This is a genomic window from Cytobacillus sp. FSL M8-0252, assembly GCF_038007345.1.
In the GTDB taxonomy this organism is placed as follows: domain Bacteria; phylum Bacillota; class Bacilli; order Bacillales; family Cytobacillaceae; genus Cytobacillus; species Cytobacillus kochii.
This window is the reverse complement of sequence record NZ_JBBOWZ010000001.1, coordinates 4,542,430-4,555,421: the sequence shown is the minus strand read 5'-3', so window position 1 is coordinate 4,555,421 and position 12,992 is coordinate 4,542,430. Positions and strand designations below refer to the sequence as shown.

The following is a 12,992-nucleotide window of genomic DNA, read 5'->3' as shown; positions in this document are numbered from 1 at the left end:
GTAGAGGTATATGCCTCTCTCTCAGCTTAAGTTTGACTGATATTTAATTGCTTTGTAGCGAGTTGTACGTATAAAGGGTGAGATTGCATCAATTCATCGTGTGTCCCTTTTCCTGTGATTTTTCCATTTTCAAGAACAATAATTTGGTCGGCATCAATGATAGTTGACAGTCTGTGTGCAATGACGAGTGTTGTTCGGCCTTTCATTAAATTTTGGAGAGCTGATTGTACGAGTTGTTCGGATGAACTATCAAGATTCGATGTGGCTTCATCTAATAAAAGGATTTTTGGATCACGAATAATGGCTCTAGCAATGGCAATGCGTTGGCGTTGTCCACCAGAGAGTTTAATTCCTCGCTCACCTACATCAGTGTTTAAACCATTTGGCAATCTCTCTATAAACTCTGCTGCATGAGCTTGTGTAGTTGCTTGCAGTAATTCCTCTTCACTAATTTCTCTTTTCGTGCCATATGTTAAGTTTTCTCGAATCGTGCCAGACATCAGCGGGCTCTCCTGAGAAACATAACCAATTTGTTCCCGCCAATTTTCAAGAGCATACTCCTCTGCTGGCTTACCATTTAATAGAATAAGGCCGCCATTAGGTCCATAAAAGCGTTCGAGCAGAGCGAATAGGGTCGTTTTACCGCTACCGCTTGGACCGACAAATGCCGTTGTTTTTCCAGCTGGAATGTGTAAATTGATATCTTTAATAATCTGGTCATCTTTATATGAGAATTGGAGTTGGTTAAAAGTAATCTCCTCTGGATGGATTATCCCTTTTGTTCCTTCATTCATATTCTCGGTAGGTGTATTCAACATATCCTGAATTCTTTCTGTTGCACCCATTGCTTTTTGATAAGCAGTAAAGAAGGAAGCCATTTGGGTAAATGGAACAACAATCTGGAACATATAAATAATAATAGCTACTAATGAACCAGCAGATAATTCCCCTGAAGCGACTCGTACGCCGCCATATCCAATTAGGACCACAAGAACAAACATCATAATAAAGGTCATAAATGGTGAGACGACAGCTTGGATTTTTGCTTCCTTTAAACCAAATTGGAATAAGCGCTGAATGTTTTTATTCCCTTTTTCAATCTCCGTTTTTTCAGCTTGATAAGCCTTCACAAGTCGAATATCTGATAAGACCCGACCAAGGTTGCTTGAAAAGTCAGCCATTTGATCTTGGGTAGATAAAGAGACTTTATATATTTTTTGCCCGAGCGGCATGATTATAAGAACGGCTAATGGAACAGCAATAAGCATGATGAGTGTCATTCGCCAGTCAATCATTAGTAGAATAATAATTGCCCCAATGATTGAAATCATTCCCGTTATAAACGTAATAATATGTTGTGTAATCAAAGTTTTTACTATATTTGTATCTTGTGTGATTCGGCTCATTGTTTCTCCTGATTGATGCTTATCAAAGAAAGGAATTGGGAGATGGATGGAATGTTCCCATAGTTTCCTTCGTAAAGAGGCAACCATTCTCTCTCCAATATAAGTCATTAAATAAAAGGAAAAACCTGAGGCAATTGTTTGGATAATGAACGCGCCTCCTAATAATGCAATGAGCGAAAGTTCAAGGCGAGATGTAGCTAACTGGTCGACCATATTAGCTGTGAATAACGGAACGACCAATCCTGCTGCGGTTTCAAGTAGGCTGAGTAGCAAAGCAACAATTATGATCCACTTTGGTACATTTGCGCCTTTTAATAATGACCACAGACTAGTCGTTTTCTTTTTTGTCTTCAATTTTTTCCATTCCTTTCTTTTCTAGATAAATGGAGATAGCTTGGGCAAGCCATTCTTCTTCTTCCACTGTAAATGGAGAGGGGAAAAGAACAGGAGCTTCGGCGAGATGGCGATCAATATCGTCATTTATTTCTGTTATGCGGAGAATGATTTCCTCTATATTGGGATAAAGGTCATAGAGGATATCCCAAATGGCTGCAACCACTGATTGGACATGCTCATCATTATGATCGGTGCCCACCAACTTTTTTATGTTTGCAAATTCTTTAGCGACTCGTTTGTTTAATTGTTGTTGTTTTTCATCAGAAATATTGTAGATATCTTGAATCATATGCTCAGGGATAAAATTCCTCATCCATTCTTTATGCTCCGCTTCCATTTGAATGGAGTTAATGAGCATAATGAAAATATTAGGATCAACTGTTTGATTTTCTTCTAAAATAGAAAGAGCATGGTCTAATGTTTTAATCATGTGATTTATTTGCTGTCTTTTGATAACGAGCTCTTCTCGTTGAAACGAAAGAGATTGTTGCAGATCCCACTCATTGTTGTTGAGAAGCTTCTGTATTTTATTTAATGGATAACCTAAATATTTTAAAGTAACAATCTTTTGAACTGTTAATATTTCATTTGTAGAATAATATCTATCACCTGTTTTGCTAGTGCGTGCGGGCTTTAATAAGCCAATCTCATCATAATAATGCAATGTACGAATGGTCGTATTTGTTTTCTTAGCAAACTCTCCAATACGGTAATAATCATTTGTCATAAGAGCCCTCCTTATGTAGTATTATAAAACCTCACGTTACGTTAGATACAATGGTAAAATAAAAAACTTATTCGATGTTGCTCAACACAATAAACGGTCGAATTTATTGGGTCCTTTCTCCTCGCTTATTGGAGAATTAAATGTAAGAAACGGTAGATGAGTTGTTAAACACATCTTTTGGTCTAATAAATATCCTATAGGTGATGACTAGCAGAGGATAAGTGTGCAGAAGTTATGTAGATGCAAGTGGCAGCAAAAAGAGGCGATGTTGAGCGTAAAAGGGAATGCACCAATAGGTGAAATAGACTTTAGACAAATGATAATTTTACTATGGGGATTAACCAATCTAATTATCACACAGTCTGAAGCGATTTACATCACGAATTACTTCAGACTGGTGCATAAATCCTACTTAGTACTTTTCGTAAATTTGTTCGTTTATAATAGTAAGAAACCTAACGAAATAATGATTCCACTAGCAATTAATGTAAGTACACAAAAGCCCATAATATCTTTTGCTTTTAGACCTGCGATGGCAAGAGCGGGTAAAGCCCAAAAAGGCTGTATTAAGTTCGTCCAAGCATCTCCCCATGCTACCGCCATTGCGATTTTAGGAATGGAAACATCCAATGCGATCGCTGCGTCTAACATAACAGGAGCTTGCACAGCCCATTGACCTCCACCAGATGGTACAAAAATATTGACAAGACCTGCACTCAGGAAAGTAAATAATGGTAAAGTATGTTCATTAGCAATGGAAACAAATCCATTGGATATAACAGCCGCTAGGCCGGAAGCTGTCATCATACCAATAATTCCTGCATAGAACGGAAATTGAATAATAATGCCACTGCCACCTTTAACAGCATTCGTAACTGCCTGCAAAAAGTGACGAGGGGTACGATGAAAGAGAATACCAAGAAATAAAAAAAGAAAGTTTACAATATCTAAATTTAGGGCAAAACCATTAGTAACAAAATAATAAAATAAGAAGATTAATCCCATCACGCCAATAAGTAACGAGAGTATTTGGCTATTCTCTAATTTCTCTGCTGGTGTCATGGAATCTCTTTCTAATGTCGCTGCAGGTAAATCTTCTTTTAATAACGCTGGATCAACCGTAACAGTATCATCTTTAGCTGGAAGCATGATACGATTGACAATAGGTAAAACAATAAAAAGTCCGATAGTGATAATCAAGTTAAATGATGAAAAGATGGTTTCGCTTGTTGGAATAATCCCAATCAAATCTTCGGAAAAATGACCTGGAGTGGCAATTGTTAGCGGTGTTGATCCTGAAATACCACCATGCCATATAACAAAGCCTGAGTAAGCGCTTGCAATTAATAGCCTGTAGTCGACTCCTTTTACATGACGCGCTAACTCTTTGGCAAATAAAGCACCAATGACTAATCCAAATCCCCAGTTAATCCAACTAGCAAGTAAAGATATGATTGTTACAATAATAACAGCTTGCCCAGGTGTTTTTGCTTTTGAAGCTAATGCACTCAGTCCAGCTTTGAATATAGCGCTGCTTGCTAATACATGACCGGTAATTAATACTAGCACCATTTGCATAGCAAAAGATAATAATCCCCAGAATCCTTCACCCCAGAATTGGACCATTTGATATGGACCACTATCAGTAAATATGAGTCCAAGTGCAAACACTAAAAATGTTAAAATGATAACAAATAGAAATGGGTCTGGTAAGTATCTTTGCATTAAACGATTAAAAAAGCTAACAATTATTTTCATCTATCATTCCCCCTTTTGATAGAATTTTATCATATGATTCTGAAAATTATTACTTTAATATAACAAGATTTTAAAAAAAGAAAGGATGTAGATTTAGTGAAGAAACTGACTATTTTATTTGTTGCAAGTTTCCTACTTATTCTTATGGGTTGTAATTCTAACAATGAAATGGATGAAGAACCAGAATCGGTAGATGTATCGAATCAGCAAAAGTTAGAAGTGGTGGCAGAAGACCTTGATATCCCTTGGTCAATTAATAAGCGCGATGATGTATTCTATTTATCCGAAAGAACAGGTACAATTGCTAAAATTGAAGGGGGAGAATTAACTCGTCAACCCGTAGAATTAGAGAAATCATTATCAACGGCACAAGAAGCAGGATTACTTGGGTTTGTTTTAATTGATGATGGTACAAAAGGGATTGCATATTATACATACGAGCTCGATGGTCAACCGTTAAATCGTGTTGTCACATTATCATTGGATGATCAAAAACAGGTGTGGGTGGAAACGGATTTACTTTTAGATGAAATTCCGAGTGGTGCTTTTCATCATGGGGGTAGGCTAGCGATTGGTCCAGATGATAAATTATATGTCACTACAGGAGATGCGACAGAACCTGAACTTGCACAAGATCAAAATTCGTTAGCAGGAAAGATTTTAAGGATGAATAAAGATGGCAGTATTCCAGAAGATAATCCTTCAAAAGAATCTTATCTTTATAGCTATGGTCATCGTAATCCTCAAGGTTTGGCATGGACAGATGAAGGAGAAATGTACGCAAGTGAACATGGTCCAACAGCAAATGATGAAATTAATAAAATAACCGCACATGGGAATTATGGTTGGCCTGAAATTACGGGTACAGAGGAAAAAGAAGGGATGATTACCCCACTCGTCACCTCAGGAGATGACACAACCTGGGCACCATCAGGTATTGCTTATGCAGATAATAATCTTTATATAGCAAGTTTAAGAGGTACCGCAGTCATGCAGTTAAATTTAGAGACAAATGAAATGTCTATTTTAGTAAGTGACGTAGGTAGAGTAAGAGATGTTTATGTCGATGGGGATCATCTGTATTTTATCAGTAATAATACAGACGGCCGCGGCAATCCGGCAGAACAGGATGATCGGTTATATCGATTAAAAATCAGATAAGTAGCAAAACGATAAGTGAACAGCAGTTAATCTTCTATTCGTCTAAGATGACAGCGACCCCAACTTTATGGTAAGAATGAATGTAGATAGTTAACGAATGGAGTTGTAGAAAACATAATGTCTGACTTTCGCACAACCGTAATTATTCATAAACCAGTTGAAGAAGTTTTTTCCTATATGGTCGATATAGATAATATTCATGAGATCATGCCACTTGTAGTAAAGAGAGAAAAGATCAATGATGGGCCATTAGCTGTTGGTACAAAACTGAGAGAAACAAGAAGAGTTCGTGCTTCCGATATCACATCTGAAATCGAAGTATTAGCATATGAAACAAATAAAGTATTTGCAACGCGTTCCAATTCCAACGGTTTAATCGCAGAATACTATTATCGTTTTGATGAAGTGGATGAAGGTACACAGGTTGATTTAGAAGCTAATATTAAAACAACAGGATTTAAAATGAAGCTTCTGCGTAAATTTTTAGTGAACATGGTACATCGTGAAGATGGCTATCAATTAACGAATTTAAAAAATATGCTTGAAGGTACGAAAGAAATATCTGATGAAGATGTCTCCAAAGAAGGCGAACAGATAGAAGAAAGACCTGAAGAAAATCAAACAAAATAAGCTTTTAATAGAAAACAGAACTTCCAACGGTATATGGAGGTTCTGTTTTTTTAAAAAGTATTTATTCATCAAATTGATAGGTCCAAAAGCGTTCTTGGTTAATTCTAGCCATCACAGCAGGGTCCTGTTTCTTAAGGTTTTCTTCCATTTCCTTAATCATTAACTGTGTTTGTGAGACATGGGCTTTTAATGTATTCAATTTAATGTCAGCAACTTCTGTTACATCATGAACAACATCTGCCGCACCAATTTCTTCCTCACAATTGTTAGAAAAAGCGACGCAATATACCTTTGGACGTTTTTCTTTTGGAAGGTTTTTAACGGCATGAATAACTGCCGCTCCTGTTGCATCATGATCTGGATGCACTGCATAACCCGGGTAGAATGTTATGACCAAAGAGGGGTTTAATTCTTCTATGATTTCACCCATATGTTGTGCTAGTTTATCTTCTGGTTCAAATTCAACCGTTTTATCGCGATAACCAAGCATTCTCAAGTCAGTTATGCCCATCGCTTTAGCGGCATTTTGAAGCTCTTGTTTTCGAATATGTGGCAATGATTCTCTTGTCGCAAAAGGGGGATCGCCCATATTTCTACCCATTTCACCCAGTGTTAAGCATGCGTAAGTTACAGGTGTGCCATTTTGAATATGCTTGGCAATCGTACCAGAAACGCCAAATGCCTCATCATCTGGATGAGGAAAAATAACAAGTACTTGTCTTTCTTTTTCCATCATTCTTCCTCCTTCCGCTATTTATTCAAAGGGTGTTTCGCTAATTTCTAGAGAAACCGCTAGTTTACCTTTAAAATCATGACCAGCCATTAATAAGCGATCATGTTCATCTATTTCATAATGGGTAATGCCTTCCGCATACACCCAACCGATGTCAGTTTTTAACCCGATTCTGTAAGGTCCGTTTCCGGCGATTTTACTATGAATATATTTTAGTTTGGCATTACGAATATAGGCACCTGATGAAAAGAAAGTCTCATCAAAGTGTGAAGCGTAAGCACCGTTTGTTGTTTCAAGGTGGATATAAACGTCCTTATTTGCACGTTCATCCAAAGCCAGCTGTACTTGTTCTTTCATGACGATATCCAAATTCATTTCCCCCTTTCGAAAAGCATTTCTATATAATTTGTCAAAATGAGAATTAAGCTATCCATTTGATTCTTTTATTTTACTAAAAAAAAAGTGGTTTTGCATAATGTGTGACTCAGGGAGCAGCATGATTAGAAGAATTGATCAAGAAACAAAAAGGAGAATGCTCACTCGAGAGACATTCTCCTTAAAATGTTATTATTGTTCAACCTTCGTACGATCCGCACCAAAAGTACGGTAAGCACCGTGCATTGTTGGTCCAACATATTCATTTAGTTTGAATCCATGTGTAATGGCTGCAGTGATAAAATCTTTGGCTACATCGATTGCTTCTGTTACCGATTTGCCCTTTGCCAGTTCAGCAGTGATGGCACTTGAGAAAGTGCACCCTGCCCCATGGATGTAAGGCGTATTAATCAGTTCAGCCTGTAAGATTGTGAAATTTTCTCCATCAAATAAAAGGTCAATGGCTTTTTCAGATTGCAACTTACTGCCACCTTTAATGATGACATATTTTGGACCAAGTGCATGAATCTTTTCCGCCGCTTTTTTCATTTCTTCAATTGTTTTGATCGGTTTCACTTGTGCAAGTTGTGATGCTTCAAAAAGATTTGGTGTCACAACGGTTGCTAAAGGAACGAGTACCTCACGAAGGGCATCCGCTGTTTCAGGATGTAGTACTTCATCTTCGCCTTTACATACCATTACTGGATCAATAACTGCAGGAACGCCACTCTCTTTAATTGTTTTGGCAGCTGTTTCAATAATTTCCACTGAACCAAGCATACCTGTTTTCATTGCATCTATGCCAACAGAAAGGATGGTTTCAATTTGAGCCTCTAATGTACTAATTTCAATTGGAAAAACATTATGATGCCAGTCGTTTTTAGGGTCCATTGTTACAATAGTAGTAAGTGCTGACATTCCGTACACACCAAGCTCTTGAAAAGTTTTCAAATCAGCTTGAATCCCCGCACCACCACTAGAATCTGATCCAGCTATAGTTAAGACTTTTTTCATAGTCATCTGACGTTTCCTCCCTGGAGTGATAGATTAGACATGCATTTTATCATCATTATAACAATTATTTTAAAAATGTATATGGTCTCTATTTTAATATAGTGAATCTGGTTATATTTTATTTATAATTGGTTGATTTTTATCAATTCGCTCGTAAAACATAATACCGTTTAGATGATCGATCTCATGTTGCATAAGAATAGAGGCAAATCCTTTAAAAGAGAGTGTGACTTCCTCACCTTTTTCATTATACGCTCTAACTTTAATTTTTTCATAACGTGGCACTTGGCCGAATACTTCACGATTAACTGATAAGCAGCCTTCTCCTTCTGGAATACAAATAATATTTGTTGAATGACTGATAATCTTCGGGTTAATCAATTGGTATTCATATGATTGCCCTTTTTCATCTTCATATTTAGCAGCGAACATTCGTTTAGCAATGCCGATTTGATTGGCTGATAAGCCAGTGCCAGGGCGTAATTTGTATTTCTTAGCTAATTTCTCATCCTGACTATTTCGTAAGTATACGAGCATCGCTTGTAGCTCCGCTAAATCTTCCTCAGTTGCCGGTAACCTTAAATCCTCTATTGGTTGATGAAGAATCTCATGCTTTTCATCGACAAAATCTTTCATGGTAATTATCGTATCTTTAGAAATTTTCCTCATAGTTAAAAACCTCTTCTACATTTGTCTGTAATGACCTTGCAATTTTGAAGGCGAGCGCTAAAGTTGGGTCATATTTATCGTTTTCAATACAATTAATGGTCTGCCTACTAACGTTGCATTCCTTTGCTAATGCCTCTTGTGTTAAGCGTAGCTGTATTCTTAGCGGTTTTATCCGGTTTTTCAAATCGTAGTCCTGCCTCTCCTGTCAAAGGTTTTGGACATTGTTTAAATTAACAAACATTTTCCCGTTTGTCTATCTTTCAGTTTTATCCATTGCATAGCCGCCGGAAAATCGCTTTAATGGTATATATAGACGTGAATGGTGAAAAAGGTGGTAGTATGCAGAGTACCGGAATTATTTTAGCGGGTGGTAAGTCGAGTAGAATGGGGGAAAATAAAGCTTTGTTAGCGGTGAATGGGGAAACAGTAATCGAACGCCTAGTAAGGGAGTTGCAATCCGTAACGAATGATATTCTTATTGTAACAAATACACCAGAAGATTATCATTTCCTCCCTGTTAAAAAGGTAAGTGATCGCTACCCTAATAAAGGTCCGTTAGCTGGAATTGAGTCTGGCCTATATCATTCTACAAATGATGAAAATATTATTGTTGCTTGTGATATGCCCTTTGTTACGGCTGAAACAATGAAATGGCTTTTAAACCATCTCGAAGGCTATTCAGCAGTTATTCCTGAAGTGAATGGTCAAATTCATCCACTTCTTGCTGTCTACCATAAGAGAGTAAGGGAAATAGTAGAGAAATGTTTAGAGGCAAATGATTTGAAGCTACAGTTATTCTTAAATCAGTTAAAGGTAAAAAAAGTAACAGAAGAAGATGTAACTCGGCATCGTCTAGTTAATTTTGAACAAAGCTTCTTCAATATGAATGACCCGAGTGATTGGAGGAAAGCAATACAAATTTCTAGTAAGAATTGATAAAATAGAACTTAGATGCGAGGTGTTAAAATGAAGTTTGGAATTTCAAAAGAGCCAATCAATATACAAGAAGTAATTGATCATGTCGTACAAAGAAACGCAGGCGCTATTACGACGTTTATTGGAACAGTAAGAGAATTAACTAAAGGTAAGAAGACTTTGTTTTTAATATATGAGGCATATGAAAGTATGGCTATAAAAAAGCTTGAGCAAATTGGCACGGAAATTAGGGAGCGATGGCAAGGAGCCGAAGTAGCAATAGTGCATAGAGTAGGTAAATTAGATATAACGGACGTTGCTGTTGTGATTGCTGTCTCGACACCTCATCGTGCTGATGCTTATGAAGCAAACCGATATGCCATTGAACGTATTAAAGAAATCGTACCCATTTGGAAAAAAGAACATTGGGAAGATGGACAAGAATGGATTGGCGACCAATTGGAAAAAGTATCTTATCCTGAAGGGAAACCGGAGGCGAAACATCTAGATGAATAATGTATTGTTTTTTGCTCATTTAAAGGATGAAGTTGGTGTGGAAAGTTTACAAATAGAGGCGAAAGGTAAGAGCGTATTAGCGTTAAAACAAGAAGTACATGAAACGTATGGTTTATCATCAATTGATAGTGTCATGACAGCGATCAACGAAGAGTTTGCTGAAGATGATGATGTGATTCAAGAAGGGGATACGATTGCCTTTATTCCGCCAGTTAGTGGAGGCTAATGTAATGAATGATAGATACTCAAGGCAATTATTATTTTCTCCCATTGGTGAAAAAGGGCAATCACTCATTGGGCGTAAGCATGTCTTAATGATAGGGGCGGGGGCACTTGGTTCTGGCAATGCTGAAGTGTTAGTTCGCTCGGGTGTAGGCAAGTTAACCATCATTGACCGCGACTACGTAGAAGCAAGTAATCTCCAAAGACAACAGCTTTATACGGAAGAGGATGTAAAAGAGAAGTTGCCTAAAGCTATTGCTGCTAAGAAGAGACTAATGGCGATTAATTCAGAAGTTGAAGTGGTGGCGATGGTAGCTGATGCTGTGCCGTCTTTGTTAGAAGATCTCGTTAGTGAAGTTGATTTAATTCTTGATGCGACAGATAATTTTGAAACGCGAATGCTCTTAAATGATATATCACAAAAACATCACATTCCATGGATTTATGGTGCATGTGTCGGCAGCTTTGGAATGAGTTTAACCATTATTCCTGGTGTGACACCCTGTCTGCATTGCTTGTTGAAGAAGATTCCTATTCAAGGTATGACCTGTGATACAGGTGGAATTATAGCTCCTGCTGTGCAAATGGTTATCGCTCATCAAACCGCAGAAGCACTCAAGATATTGGTAGGTGACTTAGATGCCATTCGCACGACTTTTACAAGCTTTGACATGTGGCGAAATCAATATTCGAATATAAAGGTTGCTAAAATAAAGGATACAGGTTGCTTATCATGTGGGGAGGCACCGACCTATCCGTTTCTCCAACAAGAAAACTTAACAAAGACGACTGTACTTTGTGGAAGAGATACGGTGCAAGTGAGGCCATCGACTGTCCAGCAATTAGACTTGCAAAGGCTATCTCAACAAATGAAGGTGTCGGGCTATGACACGAAAGGGAACCCGTACCTTTTGTCAATTGATCTGAAACCAGAAAGAGTTGTAATCTTCCAAGATGGTCGGGCACTCATCCACGGAACAAAAGACCTGGCACAAGCACGCTCCATCTACCAAAAATTATTAGGTTAATAAGAACCGCATCTTCTGTTTGAAGAGCGGTTTTTCTTGTTTGCTTTTAAGGAGCCAAAAACAAACAACATGGTGGGTGTTATTGCCGATATGAACATAACATATAAGAAGTCCAATAAGTAGAGTGGGGAAACGGGAAATCTCAACCAACGCAGGTTATTTTAGATCGAAAACTGAATTGAGTGTCGAGTTAAAGCGATTTGAAGTTCGGTCAGAAGCAAACACAGAAAGGAAACAAAACGAATCTGTACACCGTATATTATTACAATTCCATGTATACCGTCGGAGGTGGTATAAAAAAGATTGAATCATTGTCTCTCATATCGCTAACTGTGTAACGCTGTTTTCATAAAAAAATCATTAAATGAGACAACAGCGTAAATAGTATTTGATAATTTCTGTTTGATATGATAATTAAATATACAGGTTAATTTCATTTTTTACATAGTCAAAAGAGAAGGTGGTGTTTTTTTGGATCAGGTCGATAAGAAGATATTAGATTTATTAATTGAAAATGGTAGAATGTCTTATGTTGATATTGGTAAACAATTAGGTCTTTCCCGAGTAGCCGTAAGGGAAAGAGTGTCTAAACTTGTTGAAGATGGTGTGATTGAACAGTTTACAGTTGTGATTAATAGTGGCAAGGCAGGGAAAGAAGTTTCCGCTTTTTTTGAGATTGATTGTGAACCGAGTTCGTTAGTGAAAGTAGCCGAGGCGTTGGCGGAGAATGCAAGTGTTGCTAGTTGTTACCAAATGACCGGCCCCTCTACTTTACATACACATGTGTTAGTAGATAACTTTGATGCACTTGAGAGGTTTATTAACGAAGAATTATATGCCCTAGATGGCATTACGCGTGTGGAAAGTAACATATTGCTAAGAAGATTTAAAAGTCGTCGCGGGTTAAAATTGTAGTAACATTGCTTATTTTGTATCGAATGCAAGCTGCGATAATAACAATTAAGCCAATTGGAACTTCTGATTAGACATTCTGATAGATAGCGGAGGTAATTCCAAGTAGCACGTCCAACTTCGGAACAACCGAAAAGATAGCTGAACAGCACCAACCAATTTGTCCGTCTTCTGAAAAGAAAACCTCCTAACTTTGCTAGATTCCTGATCAACGAGATTTGATACCCTATTAAACTTAAATATTTTTTGAAAAACAGGTACTCGCCACTGGCGGGTCTTTTTTTTTGTGTGGGACAAGAAATTGGTAAATTACCTTTTGTTTTTGAAAACGCTTTACCTATCGATAACTAAAAGATAATAAATAATTATACTTAAGTTACATAATGAACATATTTGTCAAATAATGAAAACAAAAGGAAATTGAAATAAAAAATAATTTAAAAAAATGAAAAAATATATAGAATTTTGTATATTTATGTTTTATAATCATTTTTAAATTATTTTAAACATTTAGTAATTAAAAAAAGGAA

At 37.2% G+C, this 12,992-nt stretch carries 15 protein-coding genes; 7 read left to right on the top strand and 8 right to left on the bottom strand.

Annotated features, from left to right (window positions below; translation table 11 throughout):
- Positions 1-26 precede the first annotated feature (26 nt).
- The 3 genes from MKX83_RS23010 to MKX83_RS23000 all read right to left on the bottom strand — a co-directional run bounded on the left by MKX83_RS23010 (position 27) and on the right by MKX83_RS23000 (position 4,287).
- Positions 27-1,760 (bottom strand): ABC transporter ATP-binding protein, encoded by a 1,734-nt coding sequence (locus MKX83_RS23010; RefSeq protein ID WP_095371473.1) that lies wholly within the window; start codon positions 1,758-1,760, stop codon positions 27-29.
- Positions 1,735-2,529, bottom strand: a complete 795-nt coding sequence (locus MKX83_RS23005; RefSeq protein ID WP_095371474.1) for a MerR family transcriptional regulator — start codon at positions 2,527-2,529, stop codon at positions 1,735-1,737. The genes MKX83_RS23010 and MKX83_RS23005 overlap by 26 nt, the downstream gene beginning before the upstream one ends.
- Positions 2,530-2,967: 438 nt before the next feature.
- Positions 2,968-4,287 carry a short-chain fatty acid transporter gene (locus MKX83_RS23000; protein ID WP_341058232.1) on the bottom strand — a complete coding sequence of 440 codons (1,320 nt, stop codon included), beginning with the start codon at positions 4,285-4,287 and terminating at the stop codon, positions 2,968-2,970.
- Positions 4,288-4,383: 96 nt separating this feature from the next.
- Between MKX83_RS23000 and MKX83_RS22995 the strand changes: the two genes are divergently transcribed.
- Entirely contained in the window at positions 4,384-5,448 is a 1,065-nt protein-coding gene (locus MKX83_RS22995) for a PQQ-dependent sugar dehydrogenase (protein ID WP_341058229.1), read from the top strand.
- 117 nt (positions 5,449-5,565) lie between these two features.
- Positions 5,566-6,078: an SRPBCC family protein gene (locus tag MKX83_RS22990; protein ID WP_095371476.1), complete on the top strand. Its 513-nt coding sequence runs from the start codon at positions 5,566-5,568 to the stop codon at positions 6,076-6,078.
- A 61-nt stretch (positions 6,079-6,139) separates the two neighbouring features.
- On the opposite strand, the gene bshB2 is transcribed toward MKX83_RS22990, so the two are convergent.
- The 5 genes from bshB2 to MKX83_RS22965 form a co-directional block, all read right to left on the bottom strand.
- Complete coding sequence (bshB2, locus tag MKX83_RS22985; protein WP_095371477.1) at positions 6,140-6,811, bottom strand: bacillithiol biosynthesis deacetylase BshB2; 672 nt, start codon at positions 6,809-6,811, stop codon at positions 6,140-6,142.
- 21 nt (positions 6,812-6,832) lie between these two features.
- Positions 6,833-7,186 (bottom strand): YojF family protein, encoded by a 354-nt coding sequence (locus MKX83_RS22980; protein WP_370873353.1) that lies wholly within the window; start codon positions 7,184-7,186, stop codon positions 6,833-6,835.
- Between the two features lie 192 nt (positions 7,187-7,378).
- Positions 7,379-8,206: a pyridoxine/pyridoxal/pyridoxamine kinase gene (gene pdxK, locus MKX83_RS22975; RefSeq protein ID WP_095371479.1), complete on the bottom strand. Its 828-nt coding sequence runs from the start codon at positions 8,204-8,206 to the stop codon at positions 7,379-7,381.
- Positions 8,207-8,311: 105 nt separating this feature from the next.
- A complete protein-coding gene (gene def / locus MKX83_RS22970) occupies positions 8,312-8,869 on the bottom strand; it encodes a peptide deformylase (protein ID WP_307316458.1) in 558 nt (185 codons plus the stop codon).
- Positions 8,853-9,053: a helix-turn-helix transcriptional regulator gene (locus MKX83_RS22965; protein WP_095371481.1), complete on the bottom strand. Its 201-nt coding sequence runs from the start codon at positions 9,051-9,053 to the stop codon at positions 8,853-8,855. Before MKX83_RS22965 ends, def begins: the two co-directional genes overlap by 17 nt.
- A gap of 116 nt (positions 9,054-9,169) precedes the next feature.
- Here MKX83_RS22965 and mobA point away from each other — a divergent pair, with 116 nt between their 5' ends.
- From mobA to MKX83_RS22940, 5 genes are all read left to right on the top strand, one after another.
- Complete coding sequence (gene mobA, locus MKX83_RS22960; RefSeq protein WP_095371482.1) at positions 9,170-9,805, top strand: molybdenum cofactor guanylyltransferase; 636 nt, start codon at positions 9,170-9,172, stop codon at positions 9,803-9,805.
- Between the two features lie 30 nt (positions 9,806-9,835).
- Positions 9,836-10,300: a molybdenum cofactor biosynthesis protein MoaE gene (locus MKX83_RS22955; protein WP_095371483.1), complete on the top strand. Its 465-nt coding sequence runs from the start codon at positions 9,836-9,838 to the stop codon at positions 10,298-10,300.
- The gene (moaD, locus tag MKX83_RS22950; protein WP_095371484.1) at positions 10,293-10,526 is read left to right on the top strand and encodes a molybdopterin converting factor subunit 1; all 234 of its coding nucleotides are present in this window, start codon (positions 10,293-10,295) and stop codon (positions 10,524-10,526) included. Before MKX83_RS22955 ends, moaD begins: the two co-directional genes overlap by 8 nt.
- Before the next feature lie 4 nt (positions 10,527-10,530).
- Positions 10,531-11,550 (top strand): thiazole biosynthesis adenylyltransferase ThiF, encoded by a 1,020-nt coding sequence (locus MKX83_RS22945; RefSeq protein ID WP_095371485.1) that lies wholly within the window; start codon positions 10,531-10,533, stop codon positions 11,548-11,550.
- A gap of 471 nt (positions 11,551-12,021) precedes the next feature.
- Positions 12,022-12,465, top strand: coding sequence for an Lrp/AsnC family transcriptional regulator (locus MKX83_RS22940; RefSeq protein WP_224936847.1), 444 nt, complete (start codon positions 12,022-12,024; stop codon positions 12,463-12,465).
- The last annotated feature ends 527 nt before the right edge of the window (positions 12,466-12,992 follow it).

Coding starts and splice junctions, on each gene's coding strand:
- MKX83_RS23005 (WP_095371474.1), bottom strand. CDS start 2,529: ATGACAAATGATTATTACCGTATTGGAGAGTTTGCTAAGAAAACAAAT.
- MKX83_RS23000 (WP_341058232.1), bottom strand. CDS start 4,287: ATGAAAATAATTGTTAGCTTTTTTAATCGTTTAATGCAAAGATACTTA.
- MKX83_RS22990 (WP_095371476.1), top strand. CDS start 5,566: ATGTCTGACTTTCGCACAACCGTAATTATTCATAAACCAGTTGAAGAA.
- bshB2 (WP_095371477.1), bottom strand. CDS start 6,811: ATGGAAAAAGAAAGACAAGTACTTGTTATTTTTCCTCATCCAGATGAT.
- MKX83_RS22980 (WP_370873353.1), bottom strand. CDS start 7,186: ATGAATTTGGATATCGTCATGAAAGAACAAGTACAGCTGGCTTTGGAT.
- pdxK (WP_095371479.1), bottom strand. CDS start 8,206: ATGACTATGAAAAAAGTCTTAACTATAGCTGGATCAGATTCTAGTGGT.
- def (WP_307316458.1), bottom strand. CDS start 8,869: ATGAGGAAAATTTCTAAAGATACGATAATTACCATGAAAGATTTTGTC.
- mobA (WP_095371482.1), top strand. CDS start 9,170: ATGGTATATATAGACGTGAATGGTGAAAAAGGTGGTAGTATGCAGAGT.
- MKX83_RS22955 (WP_095371483.1), top strand. CDS start 9,836: ATGAAGTTTGGAATTTCAAAAGAGCCAATCAATATACAAGAAGTAATT.
- moaD (WP_095371484.1), top strand. CDS start 10,293: ATGAATAATGTATTGTTTTTTGCTCATTTAAAGGATGAAGTTGGTGTG.
- MKX83_RS22945 (WP_095371485.1), top strand. CDS start 10,531: ATGAATGATAGATACTCAAGGCAATTATTATTTTCTCCCATTGGTGAA.